Genomic DNA, 20,402 nt, shown 5'->3' on the forward strand with positions numbered 1-20,402 from the left:
CGCCCCGCTGTCGGTCGCGGTCACTTCGCGGTGACGCGAACCCTCACCGGCGACGTCCCGTCCGCGCTGATCAGCAGTCGTCCGTCGCTGGTCACACGGTGTGTTCCGCCGTCGACGCGCACGGTGTACCCGCGCGGGTAGTGTCGCGAGGAGACGTAGACCACCGTGGGTGCCGACACCGAACGGTCGGGTCGGTAGGTGTAGTCGAAGGCGCCGGTGGTCGCGTCGAAGCTCAACGATTCGGGGCGGCCCGCCGTCGCCTGCGGATAGGTGCGCACCAGAAGTCGTCCGGCCTCGCCGGCGAGCGGGTCGGATCCGACCGTCGAGCCGGTGTACCGCGACGAGTAGTGCCAGTACATCCAGCCGACCCGACGGCTGTCGGCGCGGGTGAGGGTGCTGTTGAGGACCGTCGGGTCGCCGTCGCCGAATTCGGTGACGAGCGCGGGGCGTCCGGTGCGGGCGCGGAAGTCGTCGAGGTGGCGCCAGGTGAGGTCATGCTGCGGCGTGCACAGGGCTCGGAACTCCTCGGGGAGCCCGAGGTAGATCGCCAACTGGGAGGCGATGCAGTAGTCGTGGGGTGCGAACACCACGTTCGACGAGCGGATGGTCGAGCGTCCCAGATTCGACGGCATCAGCTGGTTCCAGGTCACGTTCGGTTCCCAGTACACCGGCATGCGCGCGTCGGCGCCGCGGACGTAGCGGGTGAGCTTCTCCATGGCGCGCTGATACTGGCGGTCGAAGACCGGGCAGCCGAATGGGAAGCACGTGGGCGCCGCGGTGCCGGGCCACGGTTCGTTGAGCAGCTCCACGCCCATCACGCCGCGGTGACCCTTGAGGGCGGACGTGAGTGCGGCGAGTGCGGTGCCCAGGTGGTCGAGGACGCCGTATCGGTTGGTCCAGACCTCGTCCCAGGCGAGGTTCATGCTCGGCATGATGTAGTACAGCGGGAAGCCGGGGTTCGGTTCGAGTTTCGAGGGCCGTGCCTTGATCGACCACGAAGGGAACCCGTTGCCGCCCCACACCGACGACAGACCGTCCTGGTGGTTGTCGAGCAGTGTGCGGATGCCCTCGGCGGCCAGGGTGTCGACGACGTCGACGACGCGGTCGACGTACGCGGTGTCGACGCGGCCGCGGGTCGGCATCAGTCCGTCGAACGAGATTCCGAGGCGCACGGCGTTGAAGCCCTGGCGCGCGAGGTCCTTCGCGTCGCGGGCCGTGAGGGTCAGTCCGTCGCCGGGCTGGATGTAGGGGGCCTGTTTGTCGACGTTGTTGACGCCGTGGATGAGGACGGTGCGGCCGTGCTCGTCGACGATCCGCTCGCCGCGGGTGCCGAGGGGGCCGAGGAGGTCGCCGGTCGGCGCCGCGTCGGCGGGTCCGGGGACGGAGGTGACGACGGTGGCCGACACGGCGACGATGAGGGCGACTATCGACGCCAGCGCGCGGCGGATCGATGAGGGCATGGCTTCTCCTTCGGCGGACTGTTGTGTTCGCCGTATCGTACGAATGATCGACCGCAATATGGGACGGATGTCTCAAATTTGTCCGGGGGAATCGTCCGCGGGGGAATCGTTCCCCGGCGGACCCTCCAGGGCCGAGCGCAGGCGGTGCTCGAGGGCGGCGGTGCCCGCCGCGGGGAGATCGATCAGACCGTCCAGTTCCCGGCGCGCCCGCGCATAGGCCGCCTGCCGCTCCTCGGGAGAGGCGCCGTCGTCGGACGCGAGGTCGAGGAGCCGCCGAGCGCGAGCCAGCCGTTCCCGTTCGGCGGGGGCGAAATCGCCGCGGCGACGGCGACGCGCCTCCGCCTCGGCCACCTCGAGAGCGGCGCGGTACTCGTGCACGGCATCGCGGTAGGCCGCGACGGCGTCCGCGGCCGCGGCGTCGGCGGAGAGCTCATCGTCGGTCGGCCGCAGGAGTTCGGCCCGGGTGCGCGCCCGATGGAACTCCGCGGTGAGGGGCTCGCGCATGTCGATCAGCATCGGGTAGTCGATCACCGTCGCCAGATCGGTCTCGTAGGCGAACCACCGATCGTCGGCGGCCCGATGCTCGGCCGTGCACCGAGCCAGGTCGCGCCGCAGCGCCTCGGCGTCGATCCGGCCGCGACCGGTGGCCTCGGCGGCCGCGATCCTCGCCTCCTGCTTGAGCCGGAACTTCTCCAACCGGCGCTCGGACCGTCGCTCGTTCCAGGCGGTGACCGCGCGGACGGCGCCCCCGATGGAGCCGCCGAACACGAAGACCAGCCACCAGTACGAACCGATGAAACCGAGCAGCGCGTCCACCCGTTCAGACTAGTGGCGGCCCGTCGGCGGCCGATGGAGAAACCGGGGGATCTCGACACCCCGGAGAATTACCGCGATCTACAGCGATCTACAGGGGGGCTCCAGCGGGCTACAGCGATCTACAGGGGGAACCCGCGCTCCATGCAGTCCAGGGCGTCGAGGTACTCCTCGAGGTCGGGGAGCTCCTTCTCGCTGATGTCGACCATGTGGAACATCACGCCGGCCACCGCGGCCACGAAGACCCGCAGCCGCATCGAGTCGGGGTCGACGCCGAGGTACTCCGCGATCATCCCGGTGACCTCCGAGATCACCCGGTCGGACTCCAACTGGAACATCGCGCGCAGGGAGGGCTCGGCGCGCACGATGCGCAGCCGGTCGAGGTTGGAGGCCCACGGGTCGTCCACCTCGATCCGGTACATGCGCGTGAGGATCTCCCGCACCAGCGCGAAGTGATCGAGACCCGCGGGGATGGCCGCGAACGCCGCGGCCCGCTTCTCGTCGAGATCGTCGGAGACGATCACCTGTTCCTTCGACTGGAAGTACCGGAAGAAGGTCGTGTGCGAGACGTCGGCGGCGTCGGCGATCTGCGCCACCGTCGTCGCGTCGTAGCCCTGCGAGGTGAACAGGTCGATCGCGGCCGCGCGGATGTCCGCGCGCGTGCGGGCCTTCTGTCGTTCGCGCAGCCCCGGCCGCGTCTCGGGAGCCCGCGTCCCCGGAGCGCCGTGCTCCGGGGACGGGACCGTCTCGTCGGCGATCATCGCTGAACGCTCACCTCGCGGCGTCGGTGTCGACGGGCGTCTCGGTGACCGGCAGCCCGTGGTTGCGGACCTTCTCGCCCTCGATGTCGAAGTTGATCACCAGCTTGTCCAGCCACGCCGGCAGCCGCCAGGCCCGATCGCCGAGGAGCGCCAGCAGAGCGGGGACCACCGTCATGCGAATGATGAACGCGTCGAAGAAGACGGCGATCGCCAGTGCGAACCCCATCAGCTTGGCGGTGGTGTCGCTCGAGAGCATGAACGCGGAGAACACGCTGATCATGATGACGGCCGCCGAGGCGACCACGCGAGCGCCGTGGCGGTAGCCCGCGACGATGGCGTCGCGCGCGTTCATCCCGTGGTGGTATTCCTCGCGCATGCGGGTCACCAGGAACACCTGGTAGTCCATCGCCAGGCCGAACACCACGCCGATCAGGAAGATCGGCAGGAACGACAGGATCGGTTTGGTGTGCTCGATGAGCCCGAGGGTGCCGTCGGTGAAGATCGCCGTGGTGATCCCGAACGTCGCGATCATCGAGAACACGAATCCGAGGGTGCCGACGAGCGGGACCCACAGTGAGCGGAAGACGCCGATCATGATGAGGAACGCCAGGCCCACGACGACCACGAGGTAGGGGATGAGCGCGGCGTCGAGTTTGGCCGACAGATCCGACATGATGGCGGTCTGCCCGCCGACGTGGATCTCGGCCCCCTTCTTCTCGATGTCGCCGGAGATGGCGCGGATGGCCTCGACGAGGTCGTGGGTGGCCTCCGAGGACGGGGAACTCGTGGGGGTGACCACGATCAGCGCCGAATCGGCGTCGCGGTTGGGGGCCTCGGGTGACGGGCCGTTGCCCATCCAGGTGAGGGTCTGCGGCGTCGCGACGTCGGGCAGGGTCTTGATCGTCTCGACGGCGGCGTTCGCGGCGTCGTCGATGGTCCCGGAGTCGGTGTGCATGACGACGAACAGCTCGCCGCCGATGCCCTCGCCGAAACCGGTGGCCACCAGCTTCTGGGCGGCCACCTGATCGTCGGTGGTCATGTCCATGCCCAACTGCATGTTCTTCATCGGGACGGCGGCGGCGATGAGGATCGCCAGGCCGGCGACGACGAACGCCACTGGGCGGCGGACGACGATGCGGCCGAACTTCACGCCGAGGCTGTCGCCGTCGTGCGCGTGCTGGTCGGCGTGCTTGATCCACGGGATGCGCGGCAGGAACGCGAACCGGCCGAACGCGCCGAGCAGAGCCGGGATGAAGGTGAGTGCGGCCAGGACGGCGACGAGGATCGCCACGGCGGCGCCCAGTCCCATCTGGGTGATGATCGGGATGCCGATCACCATCAGGGCGGCCACGGCGATGATCACCGTGAGTCCGGCGAAGACCACGGCCGAGCCGGCGGTTCCGGCCGCGCGACCGGCGGCGTCGTCGCGGCTGCCGCCGCGGTCGACCTCCGTGCGGTACCGGGACACGATGAACAGGGCGTAGTCGATGCTCACCGCGAGGCCGAGCATGGTGATGATGGCCGTCGCGGCCTGGTTGATCGACAGCACCTCGGTGCTGAGCATCACCAGGAGCATCGTGAGACCGACGCCGACGATGCCGGTGACCAGCGGGATGAACGCGGCGATGAGCGCGCCGAAGGCGACGATCATGACGACGAAGGCGACGGTGAGACCGACGAGCTCGGCCTTGCCGGGTGGCTCCATGGTCGACATCACCCCGCCCATCGCCTCGACGGTCAGCCCGTCCCCGCGGTGCTCGGCGAGCACGTCGAGCAGGGCCTGCTTGGTGTCCATGTCGACGTCCATCAGGTTCATCGACTGGTGGACGGTGATGAGGCCGATGCGGCCGTCGTCGCCGAGCACCGTGGACGCCGTCTGCGGCATCTTCTCGGCGACCGTCACCGGATTCTGCAGACCGTCGCGATCGACGTCGTCGAGGGTCCCGAGGTCCGCGACGAGCGAGTCGATCTGCGCCGCGTGCTTCGCCAGCCCGTCGTCGGCCTGCACCACGACGGTGGTCGACGGTTCCTCCTGCTGCTTGGTGGCAGCCGGGAAGTTCTCCTGGATCTGCTCCATCGCGACGCCGCCGTCGGTGCCGGGCAGATCGAAGTCCTGTGCGAATTTCGGGTTCAGCAGCCAGACGCCGCCGAGGGCGATGGCCACGGCCGCGACCCACGCGACGAGCACCCACCACTTATGGCGGAACGAGAACCGCCCGAGGCGGAAAAGGATGGAAGACATGCTAACGATTGTTAGTCAGTCCCACTTTTCGCGGCAAGGGGAAGTGACGAGGACCATCCCCGCCGCGCCGACGTGGTGTGAGCCGCTCCGGCACGGCGGGGACGGTCGCGAAGGCCTACAGGCCCATGTCCTTGGCGATGATCGACCGCATGACCTCACTGGTTCCGCCGTAGATGCGGCTGACGCGGTTGTCGGCGTACAGCCGGGCGATCGGGTACTCGTTCATGTACCCGTACCCGCCGTGCAGCTGCAGGCAGCGGTCGATGACATCCGACGCCGTCTCGGTGCAGAACAGTTTCACCGCGGCGGCGGCGGCGGCCGTCAGCTCTCCCGCATCATGGGCCTCCAGGGCTCGGTCGACCATCGACTCCATCGCGTCGACCAGGGCCTTGCACGCTGCCAGCTCGAACTTCGTGTTCTGGAACGACGCGACGGGTTTGCCGAACACCGTCCGCTCGCGCGTGTACTCGGTGGCGAACCGCACGGCCGCGGCCGCCTGCGCGTACGAGCCGAAGCCGATCGACAGGCGTTCGCGGGGCAGGTTGTTCCCCAGGTACGAGAAGCCCTTGTTCTCCTCGCCCAGCAGGTCGCCGACCGGCACGCGCACGTCGGTGAACGACAACTCGGCGGTGTCGGACGTCCGGAGGCCGATCTTGTCGAGCTTCCGGCCCACCGCGTAGCCCTCCGACGTGGTGTCGACCACCAGCAGGCTGATGCCGAACCGGCGGTCGTCGTCCTTCGGGCGCGCGGTCCGGGCGCAGACGATCACGCGGTCGGCGTTGACGCCGCCGGTGATGAAGGTCTTGGCCCCGTTGAGCAGATAGTGGGTCCCGTCCTCGGAGAGCGTGGCGGTGGTCTTCATGCCGGCCAGGTCGGAGCCGGTGCCGGGTTCGGTCATCGCGATCGCGAACATCGTCTCGCCCGAGACCATCCCCGGCAGCCACGCCTGCTTCTGCTCCTCGGTGGCCAACTGCAGCAGGTACGGCAGGCACAGGGCGACGTGGACGCTCGATCCGCCGAAGGAGACGCCCGCGCGGGCCATCTCCTCGATCTGGACGGCCTCGTACTTGAACGACTCGATGCCGGCGCCGCCGTACTCCTCGGGCACCTCGATGCCGAAGATGCCGAGTTCGCCGAGTTGACGATAGAAGTCCTTGGGCACGATGCCGTCGTCGAACCACTGGTCGTAGACGGGGACGACCTCGGACTCGATGAACGACCGCAGGGTGGAGCGGAAGGCCTCGTGGTCGTCGGTGTACACGGTGCGGCGCATGACGCCACCTCCTCGATGGGTTGGGGGTTGGGTTTTCAAGGGGGTTGATTTTCAGGGGTCGGATGTCAGGGTTCGGATGTCAGGGTTCGGGGGACGGGGTTGCGGGTGTCTCGGGGGAGTCCGCGGTGGCGCCGACGAGACGGAGGGCCGCGTCGCCGTAGAAGGCGCCGACATCGTGCGGCGACCACGATCGACCGTCGCGGAACCAGCGGGCGACGTCGATGCCGCTGCCGATCATGGCGACGGCGGCCATCCGCGGGTCCGGGGTCGAGAAGACGCCGGCCGCCATGCCGTCGGCGAGCACGCGGGTGACGACGTCGTCGATCTGAGCGCGCAGTGCGACGATCTCGGCGAGGTGGTCGGCGTTCAGCGAGGCGAGTTCGTAGTTCACCACGCGAGCGCTCACATGATGGCGGGCGTGGTAGATCGCGAAGTCGCGGGCGACCGTGTGCAACTGCGTCACCGGGTCGTCCGACGATGCCGCGGCGACACGGACGATCTCCAGGATCTCCCGGTGGCCCTGCAGTGAGATCCGGAACAGCAACTCCTCTTTGGAGTCGTAGTGGACGTAGACCGCTGCCGGGCTCATCCCGGCGGCGGTCGCGATGTGACGGGTGCTGGTGCCATGGAACCCGAGCTCGGAGAACGCCGTCATCGCGCCCTCGAGCAGCCGTGCGCGCGTCTGCTCGGACTTGGCTGCTCGTGCGTCCGGGTCGCTGGGCACGCTCACCTCCGTATCCGCCGACCCCACCTGAATTAAGCGATCGCTTAATTTCCTCGGAACGGTAACACACATCTGCATCGCCGCGGAGTCCGATGCCGGCCGACGCTGTGCCATGATGGGCGCCGTGTACGTCAAGGTGTGCGGACTGACGTCGGTGGACGCCGTCGAGGCCGCGGTGCGATCCGGCGCCGACGCGATCGGCGTCGTGATGAACCGGAGCAGTCCGCGTGCGCTCTCGGCCGACGCGGCTCGCGGCATCGTTGCGGCCGCCCGCGACCTCGCCGCGGACGGCCCGCTCGACATCGTCCTGGTGGTCAACGACATGGACGCCGAACAGGCCGCGCGGACGGCGCACCGCCTCGGCTTCACCGTGCTGCAACTGCACGGCGGCCGTTACGGCGCCGACGACTTCGCGCGTGCCGGACGCATCGTCCCGCGACTCTGGCGCGCCACGTCGCTGGCCGACGATCCGCCCCTGGACGTCGGCGCATACGGCGAGGAGCGGCTCCTGCTCGACGCGCCGCGGCCCGGGTCGGGCCGTCGCTGGGACCTCGCCGACCTCACCGATCGCGAGGTGGGTGGACAGTGGTTGCTCGCCGGCGGGCTCGACCCCGACAATGTCGCCGAGGCGATCGCGTTGGCGCAGCCCTGGGGCGTCGACGTCTCCAGCGGCGTGGAGTCGGCGCCGGGCGTCAAGGACCTCGAGGCCGTCGCGCGTTTCGTTCGCGCGGCGAGATCCGCCGGCTGAGGGCGGCGCGACCAGGCACTTTTTAGGAGAGCCTCACTAAGGGTAGGGTGCCCTAAAGTTCCCTGCCTGAAGTTCCCCGCTGGAAAGTGACCCTCCCATGATCTCGCGCCGCCTCGTCGGTCCCCTCGCCTCCGCTCTCGCCGCCCTCACCGCCGTCGCCGTCACCGCCTGCGCGGCCGACGCCGACGTCCGGAACAACGCCGCCGACGGTTTCCCCGTCACCGTCGAGCACGCCTTCGGATCCACCACCGTCCACTCCGCCGACCGCATCGCGACCGTCGGCTGGAGCAATCAGGAAGTGCCCCTCGCGCTCGGCGTGGTCCCCGTCGGCATGGCCTCGGTCACCTGGGGTGACGATGACGACGACGGCATCCTGCCGTGGGTGCGGGCACGACTCGACGACCTCGGCGCCGACACCCCGGCCCGCTACGACGAGACCGACGGCCCCGATTACGAAGCCGTCTCCGACGCCGACCCCGACCTCATCCTCGCCGCCTACTCCGGCCTCACCGAGGAGCAGTACACCAAGCTCACGAAGATCGCGCCGGTCATCGCCTACCCGAAGATCCCGTGGGGCACCCCGTGGGACGAGACCATCGAGCTGAACGCCACCGCGATGGGACGCAAAGCCGAAGGCGCCGCACTGATCGCCGACCTGCGGGCCCGGATCGACGCCGCCGTCGGGGCACACCCCGAGCTCGCCGCAGCCTCCACGATGTTCGCGTACCTCGATCCCACCGACATGAGCAAGATCGGCTTCTACACGCTCAACGACCCGCGTGCCGAGTTCCTCCGGGACGCCGGACTCCCGGTGCCGGCCGCCGTCACCGCGGCCGGCCGCGGCTCCGACGAGTTCTACCGCGAGGTCAGCGCCGAACAGGCCGATCGCTTCGACGACGTCGACCTGATCGTCACCTACGGCGACGAGAAGACGCTCGCCCGGCTGCAGGCCGATCCGCTGCTCGGCAAGATCCCGGCCGTCAAGGCCGGTCACGTCGCGGTCCTGCCCGACTCGACTCCGCTCGCATCGGCGTCCAACCCCACCGCACTCTCGATCCCCGCCCACGTCGACGAATACTTCGGTCGGCTGGCCGCGGCGCTCACGACGTCGTGACCCGCGCGCAGACGGCGAGGGCGGTGATCTGCCTGACCGTGGGCACGGTGCTGCTGGCGGTCCTGTTCGGCGTCTCCATCGCCTTCGGCAGCCGCGGAGTCGCGCTCGACGAGATCACCGGCGCGCTCCTGGGGCACGCCGACACCTTCGGTGAGGCCGCGATCGCCAAACGCATCCCGCGGACCGTGCTGGCGATCCTCGTCGGTGCGGCCCTGGCCCTCTCCGGCGCGGGGATGCAGGCGGTGACCCGGAATCCGGTGGCCGACCCGGCGATCCTCGGCATCTCCGGGGGCGCATCGCTCGCCGTCGTCATCGGGCTGGTCTTCGGCGGTCTGACCGACCCGTCCTCGTTCATCGCGGTCGCGATCACCGGCGCCGGTGTGACCGCGGTGGCCGTCTACGCCGTCGGTTCGCTGGGCCGAGGCGGTGCCACCCCGCTGAAACTGGCCCTGTCGGGCGCGGCGACGGCCGCCGCCCTCACCTGTCTGACCAGTGCGGTGCTCCTGCCCCGGGTGGACGTGATGTCGCGGTTCCAGCACTGGCAGGTCGGCGGCGTCGGCGGCGCCGACTGGGACCGGATCGTCGTCCTGGCGCCGGTCCTGGGTGCCGGAGCGATCCTCACCGTCGCCTGCGCACGCGGCATGAACTCGTTGGCGCTGGGGGACGACGTCGCCGCCGGGCTCGGTGAGAACGTCCGACGCACTCGGCTGTTGACCGGTCTCGCCGCCGTCGCGCTCGCCGGAGCCGCCACCGCGATCGCCGGTCCGATCGGTTTCGTCGGACTGCTCGTCCCGCACGCCTGCCGCGCCCTCATCGGGGTCGACCACCGCTGGCTGCTGCCGTTCGTCGCCCTCGCCGGTGCCGGACTGCTGGTGCTGAGCGATGTGCTCGGCCGCGTGATCGCCCGCCCCGAGGAGGTCGACGTCGGCGTCATCACCGCCGTCCTCGGCGCGCCGTTCTTCATCTGGATCGTGCGCCGGCAGAAGGTCCGCGAACTATGACGACGGGTCCGCGAACCATGACGACCATCGACGCGGTGCGCGCGAGCCGCACCGCCCGCACCCGGCGACGGGTACTCGTCCTCGCCGCACTGGCCACCGTCCTGCTGGGTCTGTTCGCCACCGCGCTGATGGTCGGCCAGACCTTCTACCCGCTCGGCGCCGTGTGGGATGTGGTCGTCGGCCGCCGCGTCCCGGGGGCGTCGTTCACCGTGGGGGAACTGCGGCTGCCGCGCGCCTGCCTGGCGGTGCTGTCCGGCTTCGCCTTCGGCGTCGCCGGCGTCACCTTCCAGTCGCTGCTGCGCAATCCGCTCGCCTCACCCGACATCATCGGGGTGTCCAGCGGCGCGTCCGCGGCCGCCGTCGTGGGGATCGTCGTCCTGGGGCTGTCCGGCTCGCAGGTGGCACTGGCCGCGGTCGTCGGCGCGCTCCTGGCGGCCGCCGCGGTCTACGCGCTGTCCACCTCCGAGGGCTTCTCCGCGACCCGACTCATCCTCGTCGGCATCGGCGTGGCCGCCATGCTGACCAGCGTCATCTCGTACACCCTGGCACGCGCCTCCGAGTGGGACATCGCCGCCGCACTCCGCTGGATCACCGGCAGCCTCGGCGAACCCTCCTGGGATCCCGTGGGGCCGTTGGCGATCGTCACCGCCGTCGTCGTCCCGGTGATGCTGTGGTCGGCGCGCGAGGTGGCCGCGCTCGGCCTGGGCGACGACACCGCCGCCGGGCTGGGCGTCCGCGTCGAGAGCGTTCGCGTCCTCGCGATCCTCGGCGCCGTCTTGCTGCTGGCCTTCGCGATCGCAGGCACCGGCCCGATCGCCTTCGTGGCCTTCATGTCCGGTCCGATCGCCGCACGGCTGCTCACCCGGGCCGGTGGTTCCCTCGTGGTCCCCGCCGGCCTCGTCGGCGCCGTCCTCGTCCTGGCCGCCGATCTCGTCGGACAGTTCGCCCTGCCGCACCGCTACCCGGTCGGTGTGGTGACCGGCGTCCTCGGCGCCCCGTTCCTGCTCTATCTGCTCATCCGCGTCAACCGCTCGGGAGGAACACTGTGACCGCTCATGATTCCGCGACCGCGCCGCCGGTCCACACACTCGCGGCCCGATCCCTCCGACTGTCGTACGGCGACCGCGTGGTCGTCGACGACCTCGACGTCGCGGTGCATCCGGGCCTCATCACGTCCGTCGTGGGCGCCAACGGCTGCGGGAAGTCGACCCTGCTGCGGGCGCTGTCGCGGCTGCTCGCACCGGATTCCGGCATCGTCCTGCTCGACGGCGCGGACATCGCCGCGCGGCGTTCGCGCGACGTCGCCCGCGTCCTCGGGCTGCTCCCGCAGAGTCCGATCGCGCCCGAAGGGATCACGGTCGGCGATCTCGTCGGCCGCGGCAGGCACCCGCACCAGCGGGCCTTCGCCCGCTGGACCGCCGACGATTACGCGGCCGTCGCCCACGCCCTCGACGCGACGGGCACGGCCGATCTCATCGACCGGCCGGTCGACGAACTCTCCGGCGGTCAGCGGCAACGCGTGTGGATCGCGATGGCCCTCGCGCAGGAGACCGACATCCTCCTGCTCGACGAGCCGACCACCTTCCTCGACGTCGCCCACCAGGTGGAGGTGCTCGATCTGCTGACCGACCTGCGCGACGAGCACGGAACCACGATCGTGCTGGTCCTGCACGATCTCAACCTGGCGGCCCGCTACTCGGACCGGCTGATCGCGATGCGGGGCGGGCGGGTGCACGCGCAGGGCGCTCCGGACGACGTCGTCACCGAAGGCCTCGTCGCCGACGTCTTCGGCCTCGACAGCGTGGTCATGAGCGATCCGGTCTCCGGCAAGCCCGCCGTCATGCCGCGAGGGAGGCACCATGTCCGCTGACTCCACGCCCGCCGCCGAATCCGACCCGCAGGACGGCGCCGGTGCCTACGGGCTGGTCCGCGCCCGTGTCGGCGACGTCCACCGCCTGTCGCCGAGCTTCGTGCGCGTCACCCTCGTCGGAGCGGAACTGACCGACGTCGGCAATCCCGGCGCAACGTTCGATCAGCGGATCAAACTCATCTTCCCGACCGCCGCGGGCGTCCTGCCCGAACCGGCGGCGGGCGACGACTGGTACGCCGCGTGGCGGGCACTGCCCGCCGACGAACGCGGTTCGATGCGCACCTACTCCATCCGCGACCTGCGCGTCGCCGACGACGGCGCCACCGAGATCGACGTCGACTTCGTCCTGCACCTCGTGCCCGGGAACACCGGCCCGGCGTCGTCGTGGGCGGCGTCGGCGACCGTCGGCGACGAACTGCTCGTCGTCGGGCCGCGGCGCGGACGGTTCGACGGCGGCGGCATCGAGTATCTGCCGGAACCGTCGGCGGCCGTGCTTCTCGCGGGCGATGAGACGGCCGCCCCGGCGATCTCCCGAATCCTGGAGGACGCGCCGGCGCACCTGCGTGGTGTCGCGTTCATCGAGGTGCCCTCGGCGCGGGACCCGCAGCCGATCGCCGCGCCCGACGGGGTCGCCGTGCACTGGCTCCCGCGCGACGGTTCGCCGCACGGTGTGCGCCTGCGTGCGGCGGTTCGCGAGCATCTCGACGCAGCCCCCGACTTCGACGCAGCCCCCGACCTCGACGCAGCCCCCGACCTCGACACCGCACCCGACGCGGAGGCCGACGCCGCACCCGACGCGGACGAGACAGCCGATCTGGTGTGGGAGACGCCGACCTACTCGCAGACCGGGGAGCGGATCGAACCGGCGACCGCGGCGTCGGCGGACCATCGCTACTACTGGATCGCGGGGGAGAGCACCGTGGTCACCGGCCTGCGCCGCCATCTGGTCAAGGAACTGGGCGTCCCGCGCGAACAGGTCGCATTCATGGGGTACTGGCGCGAGGGCGTCGCGATGAAGGGCTGACCGGACCGGATGCGGAACAGAACGACCTCGGAAACGGTTGAATCGGGTATGGCTGAAGACACTGGTGACTACCGAATCGAACACGACACGATGGGTGAGGTCCGCGTTCCGGCGCACGCGCTGTGGCGCGCCCAGACACAGCGGGCGGTCGAGAACTTCCCGATCAGCTTCCGGCCGCTCGAACGCTCCCAGATCCGCGCGCTCGGCTTGTTGAAGGCCGCCGCGGCGACCGTCAACAACGACCTCGGGCTGCTCCCCGACGACAAGGCCCGCGCGATCGTGGCCGCCGCCCGCGAGATCGCCGACGGCCGCCACGACGACCAGTTCCCGATCGACGTCTTCCAGACCGGGTCGGGGACCTCGTCGAACATGAACACCAACGAGGTGATCGCCTCGATCGCCGCGGCGGCAGGCGTCGACGTCCACCCCAACGACGACGTCAACATGTCGCAGAGCTCCAACGACACCTTTCCGACCGCGACGCACGTCGCCGCGACGCAGGCCGTGGTCACCGAGCTGATTCCCGCACTCGACCACCTCCGGGACGTCCTGTCCGACAAGGCCCGCCAGTGGCGGACCGTCGTGAAGTCGGGACGCACGCACCTCATGGACGCCGTCCCGGTGACGCTCGGCCAGGAGTTCGGCGGGTACGCCCGTCAGGTGGAGGCCGGATCCGAGCGCGTCCGCGCGACGCTGCCGCGGGTCGGCGAACTCCCCATCGGAGGAACGGCGGTCGGCACCGGACTCAACGCCCCCGCCGGTTTCGGTTCCCGGGTCGTCGGCGAGCTCATCGCCCTCACCGGCGTCGACGATCTGCGACTCGCGAAGGACAACTTCGAGGCGCAGGCCGCACGCGACGGGCTGGTGGAACTGTCGGGCCAGTTGAAGACGGTCGCCGTGTCGCTGACCAAGATCGCCAACGACGTGCGGTGGATGGGATCGGGGCCCCTGACCGGTCTCGCCGAGATCGCCCTGCCCGATCTGCAGCCGGGCAGCTCGATCATGCCCGGCAAGGTCAACCCGGTGCTGCCCGAAGCCGTCACCCAGGTCGCCGCCCAGGTGATCGGCAACGATGCCGCGGTCACGTGGGGAGGCGGGAACGGTGCCTTCGAACTCAACGTCTACATCCCGATGATGGCGCGCAACGTCCTCGAATCGATCCATCTGCTGGCCAACGTGTCACGGCTGTTCGCCGACCGCTGCATCGCGGGACTCGAGGCTCACGAGGAGCATCTGCGCACCCAGGCCTCCTCGTCGCCGTCGATCGTGACGCCGCTGAACAGCGCCATCGGCTACGAGGAGGCCGCGGCCGTCGCCAAGGAGGCCCTCCGCGACGGCAAGACGATCCGCCAGGCCGTGATCGACCGCGGCCTGGTCGGGGACGCGCTGCCGGAGAAGGAACTCGACCGCCGACTCGACGTGCTCGCAATGACGAACCTCGACCGCGAACGCTGACGAACCTCGACCGCGAGCGCTGCCCCCCGGAGCGTCCCGACGTTCAGGGGGAGTCAGCGTTCGCGGGAGCGGATGCGGATGCCGCTGATCGGGACGCTGACGGTTCCCGACGGGTCGGTGAAGAAGTCGTTGCCCTTGTCGTCGACGACGATGAACGCCGGGAAGTTCTCGACCTCGATCTTCCAGATGGCCTCCATCCCAAGCTCGGGGTATTCGAGGACCTCCTGGCTCTTGATGCAGTCGAGCGCCAGCCGGGCCGCCGGCCCGCCGATGGACCCCAGGTAGAAGCCGCCGTGGGCGTGGCACGCCTCGGTGACCTGCTTGGACCGGTTCCCCTTGGCCAGCATCACCATCGACCCGCCGGCCGCCTGGAAACGCTCCACGTAGCCGTCCATCCGGCCCGCGGTGGTGGGCCCGAACGATCCCGACGCCATCCCCTCGGGCGTCTTCGCCGGACCGGCGTAGTAGACGGGATGGTCCTTCAGATACGACGGCATCTCCTCGCCGGCGTCGAGGCGCTCGGCGATCTTCGCGTGAGCGATGTCGCGCGCCACGACGAGGGGACCGGTCAGCGACAGCCGGGTCTTGACCGGATGCTTGGCGAGTTCGGCACGGATCTCGTCCATCGGCGCGGTGAGATCGATCTGGACGACCTCACCGCCGGAGATGTCCTCGGCGACCCCGGCGTCCGGCATGTACTGGGCGGGGTCGGTCTCCAACTGCTCGAGGAACACGCCGTCGGCGGTGATCTTTCCGAGCGCCTGGCGGTCGGCGGAACAGGAGACGGCGATCGCGACGGGGCACGAGGCGCCGTGGCGGGGCAGCCGCACCACCCGCACGTCGTGGCAGAAGTACTTCCCGCCGAACTGCGCGCCGATGCCGAACGACTGCGTGAGCTTGAAGACCTCCTCCTCCAACTCGGTGTCGCGGAAACCGTGCGCCGACATCGACCCGGAGGTCGGCAGGTCGTCGAGGTAGTGGGCCGACGCGTACTTCGCGGTCTTCAACGCGAACTCCGCCGACGTGCCGCCGATGACGACGGCGAGATGGTAGGGCGGGCACGCCGCCGTCCCGAGCGAACGGATCTTCTCGTCGAGGAAGCTCAGCATCCGCTTGGGATTCAGGATGGCCTTCGTCTCCTGGAACAGGAACGACTTGTTGGCGCTGCCGCCGCCCTTGGCCATGAACAGGAAGTGGTACTCGGGGCCCTTCGGGCCCTCCTCGGTCGCGTAGATCTCGACCTGCGCCGGCAGATTGGTGCCGGTGTTGCGCTCCTCGTACGTGGTCAGCGGGGCGAGCTGGGAGTAGCGCAGGTTCAGCTTCGTGTAGGCGTCGAAGACGCCGCGGCTGATGTATTCGGCATCGTCGACGCCGGTGAGGACGCCTTCGCTCTTCTTGCCCATCACGATCGCGGTGCCGGTGTCCTGGCACATCGGCAGGACACCGCCGGCCGAGATGTTGACGTTCTTCAGCAGATCGAGGGCGACGAAGCGGTCGTTGCCCGACGCCTCCGGGTCGTCGATGATCTTCCGCAACTGGGCCAGATGCGCGGGCCGCAGATAGTGGCTGATGTCGTGCATCGCCTCGGTGGTGAGACGCGAGATGGCCTCGGGATCCACCTTGAGGAAGGTGCGACCGTCGACCTCCACAGTCGAGACGCCGTCCGTGGTCACCAGTCGATACGGGGTGTCGTCGTGGGGCGCCGGCAGGAGGTCGGAGTAGAGGAATTCGGGGGCTGAAGCTGATTCACTCACCCGTCGATCGTATCCCGCGGGTATGCGAGGCCGATGACGGCGGGGTCCCGGGAGCACTACCGTTGGGTCATGACGATCGAACCGGAGAGCAAGGACTGGACCTGGGTGATCGACACCCCCTGCGTCGACTGCGGATTCGATCCGGGGACGCTCACGCGCGCCGGAGTCGCGGACCGGATCGCGGCGTCGGCGGCGGGCTGGGAGACGGTCCTGTCCCGCCCCGGAGTCGCCGAGCGTCCCGATCCACAGACGTGGTCGCCGCTGGAGTACGCCTGTCACGTCCGCGATCTGTACACCGTCATGCGGCAGCGACTCGAGCTGATGCGCGAGCGGCAGCCCGCACGGTTCGCCGACTGGGACCAGGACGCGGTGGCCGTCGCGGGCGACTATCGCGGTCAGGACCCGGTGGCGGTCGGAGCGGCGTTGGCCGCCAATGCCCGAGAGTTCGCCGACGCCTACCGCGCGGTGCCGGAGCGGGACTGGACACGGCGCGGCGAGCGCGGCGACGGGCGACCGTTCACCGTCGAGACCCTCGCCCGCTATGCGATCCACGACGTCGAGCACCACCGCGTCGACGTCGGGCTGCCGGCACGGAGGTGAGGGACATGCGTTTCGATTCCCGGTGTTTCGGGGTCCTGCGATGACCACGGCGTTCGTGCTCTCCGGCGGGGCCAACCTGGGGGCGATGCAGGTGGGGATGCTGCGGGCGCTCGCCGAGGAGGGCGTGACCCCCGACGTGCTCGTCGGCACCTCGGCGGGCGCGCTCAACGCATCGTTCGTCGCCGGTCGCGGTCTCACGGTCGACGTCGCCGACGAACTGGGCGAGATCTGGCGCGGACTGTCGACCTGGAGCCTGTTCCCGCCGAGCCCGCGGCGGATCGTCGGCGCACTGTTCGGTCGGCGCACCGCACTGTTCGGCGATCACGGACTGCGGTCGCTCATCGAGGACCACCTCGCATTCGAGTGCATCGAGGACTCGCCGATCCCGCTCACGGTGGTCGCGACGGACCTGCTCAGCGGCGACGAGGTCGACATCGACGCCGGCCCCGCGCTCGAGGCGATCCTCGCCAGCAGCGCCATACCGGGGCTCCTGCCGCCCGTCGAGCGGGCCGGACGGCTGCTGGTGGACGGTGGAATCGCCGACAACACCGCGATCTCCCGTCCCGTGTCGCGGGGCGTGGACACCATCTACGTTCTGCCCTGCGGTTACCCGTGCGCGCTCGCCGAACCGCCCGCGGGGGTGGCGAGCACGCTGCTGCACACGATGACCCTGCTCATTCACAAACGCCTGGTGCGCGACATCCGCGAGTACTCCGACGACGCCGAGCTCATCGTGGTGCCGCCGCCGTGTCCGCTGACGGTGGGGGCATTGGATTTCTCCCGCGCCGACGAGCTGATCGTGCGCGGCTACGAGTCGGCTCGCGCGTTCCTCAGCGTCGACGGCGGCCGCCGGGCCTCACCGGCCGACACCGTCGACGTCCACCCCCACGGGGCGGACTGCCGGACGGAATGACCTGCGTCTCTTGATCTACGATCGTGCGTCGTAGATCGCTACCATCGATGTCGTGAACGCCAGGACTGCGAAGCGACCGCGAAGTTGGCACCAGCGTGCGGGACTGCCCGTCCGCATCTGGATGGTCCTGCTGATCGTCGTCGGGGTGATGCACTGGGCGCTGCCCGATGCGCGCTGGCTGCTGGTGCACATGTTCACGATCGGTCTGGTCGCGAACTCGATCCTCGTCTGGTCGCAGACCCTCGGCGAACGATTCCTCGGTTACCACCTCCCCGAGACCCGCCGCCGCCCGCACCTGATCCGGATCTACGTACTCAACCTCGGTCTTCTCGTCACCATCGCCGGCATGCAGACGGTGCTGTGGTGGCTCACGACCATCGGCGCCGTGCTGATCGGACTCATGGTCGCCTGGCACGCGGTGGCGTTGGCCCTCCTGATCGGGGAGGCACAGCGGCACCGCGTCACGGCCGGTGAGGGGCGTGCCGAGAACGCGTTGAGCGTGTGGTTCTTCGTCGCCTCGGCGTCGCTGCTGCCGGTGGGCGCAGGCGTCGGCGCCGCCCTGGCATACGGATTCGGCGATCCCCTCCAGGCGGGCCTGGTGGTGACACACCAGGCGGTCAACCTCCTCGGTTTCCTCGGCCTCGCAGCGGCGGGCGTGCTGCTCATCATGTTCCCGCGGCTCCTCGGGGAGACGACGGTGCCGCTCCGCCGCCGTCCCGCGGCACTCGGCGTCCTCGTCGCGGGCATCGCCGTGATCTGCGGCGGCGCTCTCGCCGACCGGCCGGTGGTCGCCGCCGTCGGCGTCGGCGTCTACACGGCCGGATGGCTCGTCGTCGCCGCCCCGTTCGTCCCCGCCATCGTGCGTCGTCCGCCGCGAACCTATGCGTCGGCGTCGATCACCGCCGCGTTGATGTGGCTCATCGGGACCCTCGTCTGGTATGCGGTCGTCCTCGTGAGCGGGCCGTTCGTGCAGGACCGGCTCAGCCTGCTCACCATCGGGTTCCTCGCCGGTTTCGCCGCCCAGCTGCTCTTCGGCGTCATGAGCCACCTGCTGCCCACGATGATGGGCGGCGGCGAGGTCACCGCGGCGGGCAAGGCCGAGATGGACCGGTGGTGGCTGTGGCGGGTCCTCGTCATCAACGGCGGACTGCTCCTGTGGCTGCTGCCGATGTCGAGCTGGGTGAAGGTGGCCCTCTCGTCGCTGGTGATGCTCGCGTTCATCGTCTTCCTCCCCATCATGATCCGCAGCGCCGTCGTCGCGTTGCGCGTCCGGCGGGGCGAGACCGCAGCGCCGTCGCCGCGCACCCCGCAGCCGGGACTGCAGGCCGTGGCGGCGGCATCGGCGATCGGACTGGTGCTGGCCTTCGGCGTCGCGATGGGCGGCACATCGCCGGGGGCGCAGCAGGACGCGGCGGCCGGTGTGACCCCGACGGGACAGACCACCACCGTCGACGTCGACGCCGTCGGCATGCGGTTCACCCCCGAGACGATCACCGTTCCCGCGGGGAATCGGCTGGTCATCAGGGTGACGAACCGCGACACGATGGTGCACGACCTGGTCTTGGAGACCGGCGAACAGAGCGGCCGGCTGAGCCCGGGAGACAGCGCGACCCTCGACGTCGGCGTCGTCGGTCGCTCCGTGGAGGGCTGGTGTTCGATCGTCGGGCACCGCCAACAGGGGATGGTCCTGCACATCCGCGCCGAGGGCGGCACCGACGACGGTGCCCGAGGCTCGGGCGGCCACCACGGCGGACCGTCGGCCACGCCCCCGACCGTCGACCTCATGGCCGACCCGGGCGACGGTTTCCGCGCCCGCGACCCGCGTCTGGCCCCGGCACCCGGCGGCACGGTCCACCGATTCACGTTCGAGGCCACCGAAGACGTCGGCGAGATCGCCCCCGGCGTGCGACAGACGCTGTGGACGTACAACGGCACCGTGATGGGGCCGACGCTGCGCGGCAGACTCGGCGACGTCTTCGAGATCACGCTCGTCAACCGCGGCACCATGTCGCATTCGGTCGACTTCCACGCGGGCATGGTGTCGCCCGACGAGAACATGCGCGACATCGGTCCCGGAGAGTCGCTGGTGTACCGCTTCCGCGCCGAACACACCGGGATCTGGCTCTACCACTGCGCCACCGCACCCATGCCGGTGCATCTCGCGGCCGGGATGTTCGGCGCCGTCGTGATCGACCCGCCCGACTTGGCGCCGGTGTCGGCCGAATACCTGTTCACGCAGTCGGAGTGGTACCTCGGCGGCGACGGCGAACCGATCGACGCCGACAAGGTGGCCGCCGGCGGCGTGCCCGACCTGGTGATGTTCAACGGGTACGCGAACCAGTACATGCATCGGCCGCTGCGGGCCAGGGTCGGCGACCGCGTGCGGATGTGGGTCCTCGACGCCGGCCCCAACGAGCCGCTGTCGTTCCACGTCATCGGCACGCAATTCGACACCGTCTACAAGGAGGGCGCCTACCTGCTCCGGCCCGACCGGGACGGTCCGGGCGGGTCGCAGGTCCTCGACCTGGCCGCGGCGCAGGGCGGTTTCGTCGAGATGACGTTCCCCGAACCGGGTACGTACACGATCCTGAACCACCGGATGGTCGACGGCGACCGGGGGGCGATGGGCACGATCGTCGTCGAGTGACGG

General features: G+C 69.9%; 17 protein-coding genes. 10 read left to right on the forward strand and 7 right to left on the reverse strand.

Translation table 11 applies throughout. The features are described from left to right. Window positions 1-20: 20 nt before the first annotated feature. From G528_RS0113050 to G528_RS17515, 6 genes are all read right to left on the reverse strand, one after another. Window positions 21-1,460: an endoglycoceramidase I gene (locus G528_RS0113050; RefSeq protein WP_051198817.1), complete on the reverse strand. Its 1,440-nt coding sequence runs from the start codon at window positions 1,458-1,460 to the stop codon at window positions 21-23. Window positions 1,461-1,532: 72 nt separating this feature from the next. After that, the gene (locus G528_RS0113055) at window positions 1,533-2,276 is read right to left on the reverse strand and encodes a hypothetical protein (RefSeq protein WP_035720024.1); all 744 of its coding nucleotides are present in this window, start codon (window positions 2,274-2,276) and stop codon (window positions 1,533-1,535) included. Between the two features lie 119 nt (window positions 2,277-2,395). After that, window positions 2,396-3,034: a TetR/AcrR family transcriptional regulator gene (locus tag G528_RS0113060; protein ID WP_035720027.1), complete on the reverse strand. Its 639-nt coding sequence runs from the start codon at window positions 3,032-3,034 to the stop codon at window positions 2,396-2,398. A gap of 10 nt (window positions 3,035-3,044) precedes the next feature. Further along, entirely contained in the window at window positions 3,045-5,276 is a 2,232-nt protein-coding gene (locus tag G528_RS0113065) for an MMPL family transporter (RefSeq protein WP_026919364.1), read from the reverse strand. 115 nt (window positions 5,277-5,391) lie between these two features. Beyond that, on the reverse strand, window positions 5,392-6,549 hold the full coding sequence (locus G528_RS0113070) for an acyl-CoA dehydrogenase family protein (RefSeq protein ID WP_026919365.1): 1,158 nt from the start codon (window positions 6,547-6,549) through the stop codon (window positions 5,392-5,394). Between the two features lie 79 nt (window positions 6,550-6,628). Beyond that, window positions 6,629-7,279, reverse strand: coding sequence for a TetR/AcrR family transcriptional regulator (locus tag G528_RS17515; RefSeq protein ID WP_245569772.1), 651 nt, complete (start codon window positions 7,277-7,279; stop codon window positions 6,629-6,631). 106 nt (window positions 7,280-7,385) lie between these two features. Here G528_RS17515 and G528_RS0113080 point away from each other — a divergent pair, with 106 nt between their 5' ends. The 7 genes from G528_RS0113080 (at window position 7,386) to G528_RS0113110 (ending at window position 14,485) form a co-directional block, all read left to right on the forward strand. Beyond that, complete coding sequence (locus tag G528_RS0113080) at window positions 7,386-8,021, forward strand: phosphoribosylanthranilate isomerase (RefSeq protein ID WP_342663121.1); 636 nt, start codon at window positions 7,386-7,388, stop codon at window positions 8,019-8,021. 97 nt (window positions 8,022-8,118) lie between these two features. Beyond that, the gene (locus G528_RS0113085; RefSeq protein WP_026919367.1) at window positions 8,119-9,135 is read left to right on the forward strand and encodes an iron-siderophore ABC transporter substrate-binding protein; all 1,017 of its coding nucleotides are present in this window, start codon (window positions 8,119-8,121) and stop codon (window positions 9,133-9,135) included. After that, the gene (locus G528_RS0113090) at window positions 9,132-10,136 is read left to right on the forward strand and encodes a FecCD family ABC transporter permease (protein ID WP_051198819.1); all 1,005 of its coding nucleotides are present in this window, start codon (window positions 9,132-9,134) and stop codon (window positions 10,134-10,136) included. The genes G528_RS0113085 and G528_RS0113090 overlap by 4 nt, the downstream gene beginning before the upstream one ends. Further along, window positions 10,133-11,185, forward strand: coding sequence for a FecCD family ABC transporter permease (locus G528_RS0113095; protein WP_026919369.1), 1,053 nt, complete (start codon window positions 10,133-10,135; stop codon window positions 11,183-11,185). The genes G528_RS0113090 and G528_RS0113095 overlap by 4 nt, the downstream gene beginning before the upstream one ends. Then, window positions 11,182-12,006 (forward strand): ABC transporter ATP-binding protein, encoded by an 825-nt coding sequence (locus tag G528_RS17520; protein ID WP_051198821.1) that lies wholly within the window; start codon window positions 11,182-11,184, stop codon window positions 12,004-12,006. Before G528_RS0113095 ends, G528_RS17520 begins: the two co-directional genes overlap by 4 nt. Next, complete coding sequence (locus G528_RS0113105) at window positions 11,996-13,030, forward strand: siderophore-interacting protein (protein WP_035720030.1); 1,035 nt, start codon at window positions 11,996-11,998, stop codon at window positions 13,028-13,030. Before G528_RS17520 ends, G528_RS0113105 begins: the two co-directional genes overlap by 11 nt. A gap of 48 nt (window positions 13,031-13,078) precedes the next feature. Then, window positions 13,079-14,485 (forward strand): class II fumarate hydratase, encoded by a 1,407-nt coding sequence (locus G528_RS0113110; protein WP_026919371.1) that lies wholly within the window; start codon window positions 13,079-13,081, stop codon window positions 14,483-14,485. 53 nt (window positions 14,486-14,538) lie between these two features. Here the strand turns inward: G528_RS0113110 and G528_RS0113115 are convergent, their stop codons facing one another. After that, entirely contained in the window at window positions 14,539-16,239 is a 1,701-nt protein-coding gene (locus G528_RS0113115) for a fumarate hydratase (protein WP_026919372.1), read from the reverse strand. 69 nt (window positions 16,240-16,308) lie between these two features. Here G528_RS0113115 and G528_RS0113120 point away from each other — a divergent pair, with 69 nt between their 5' ends. Genes G528_RS0113120 through G528_RS0113130 form a run of 3 tightly spaced genes read left to right on the forward strand, consistent with a single transcriptional unit; the run spans window position 16,309 to window position 20,399 of the window. Then, entirely contained in the window at window positions 16,309-16,839 is a 531-nt protein-coding gene (locus tag G528_RS0113120) for a DinB family protein (protein ID WP_026919373.1), read from the forward strand. Window positions 16,840-16,879: 40 nt separating this feature from the next. Further along, on the forward strand, window positions 16,880-17,752 hold the full coding sequence (locus tag G528_RS0113125; protein ID WP_026919374.1) for a patatin-like phospholipase family protein: 873 nt from the start codon (window positions 16,880-16,882) through the stop codon (window positions 17,750-17,752). Between the two features lie 52 nt (window positions 17,753-17,804). Beyond that, window positions 17,805-20,399 carry a multicopper oxidase domain-containing protein gene (locus G528_RS0113130; protein WP_035720032.1) on the forward strand — a complete coding sequence of 865 codons (2,595 nt, stop codon included), beginning with the start codon at window positions 17,805-17,807 and terminating at the stop codon, window positions 20,397-20,399. Window positions 20,400-20,402 lie beyond the last annotated feature (3 nt).

The organism is Gordonia shandongensis DSM 45094 (assembly GCF_000423025.1).
GTDB lineage: Bacteria > Actinomycetota > Actinomycetes > Mycobacteriales > Mycobacteriaceae > Gordonia > Gordonia shandongensis.

What these genes read in the sequence shown, in the direction of transcription:
- G528_RS0113050 (WP_051198817.1), bottom strand. Translation starts at nt 1,460, where the DNA reads ATGCCCTCATCGATCCGCCGCGCGCTGGCGTCGATAGTCGCCCTCATC.
- G528_RS0113060 (WP_035720027.1), bottom strand. Translation starts at nt 3,034, where the DNA reads ATGATCGCCGACGAGACGGTCCCGTCCCCGGAGCACGGCGCTCCGGGG.
- G528_RS0113065 (WP_026919364.1), bottom strand. Translation starts at nt 5,276, where the DNA reads ATGTCTTCCATCCTTTTCCGCCTCGGGCGGTTCTCGTTCCGCCATAAG.
- G528_RS0113070 (WP_026919365.1), bottom strand. Translation starts at nt 6,549, where the DNA reads ATGCGCCGCACCGTGTACACCGACGACCACGAGGCCTTCCGCTCCACC.
- G528_RS0113080 (WP_342663121.1), top strand. Translation starts at nt 7,386, where the DNA reads ATGATGGGCGCCGTGTACGTCAAGGTGTGCGGACTGACGTCGGTGGAC.
- G528_RS0113085 (WP_026919367.1), top strand. Translation starts at nt 8,119, where the DNA reads ATGATCTCGCGCCGCCTCGTCGGTCCCCTCGCCTCCGCTCTCGCCGCC.
- G528_RS0113095 (WP_026919369.1), top strand. Translation starts at nt 10,133, where the DNA reads ATGACGACGGGTCCGCGAACCATGACGACCATCGACGCGGTGCGCGCG.
- G528_RS0113105 (WP_035720030.1), top strand. Translation starts at nt 11,996, where the DNA reads ATGTCCGCTGACTCCACGCCCGCCGCCGAATCCGACCCGCAGGACGGC.
- G528_RS0113110 (WP_026919371.1), top strand. Translation starts at nt 13,079, where the DNA reads ATGGCTGAAGACACTGGTGACTACCGAATCGAACACGACACGATGGGT.
- G528_RS0113120 (WP_026919373.1), top strand. Translation starts at nt 16,309, where the DNA reads ATGACGATCGAACCGGAGAGCAAGGACTGGACCTGGGTGATCGACACC.
- G528_RS0113125 (WP_026919374.1), top strand. Translation starts at nt 16,880, where the DNA reads ATGACCACGGCGTTCGTGCTCTCCGGCGGGGCCAACCTGGGGGCGATG.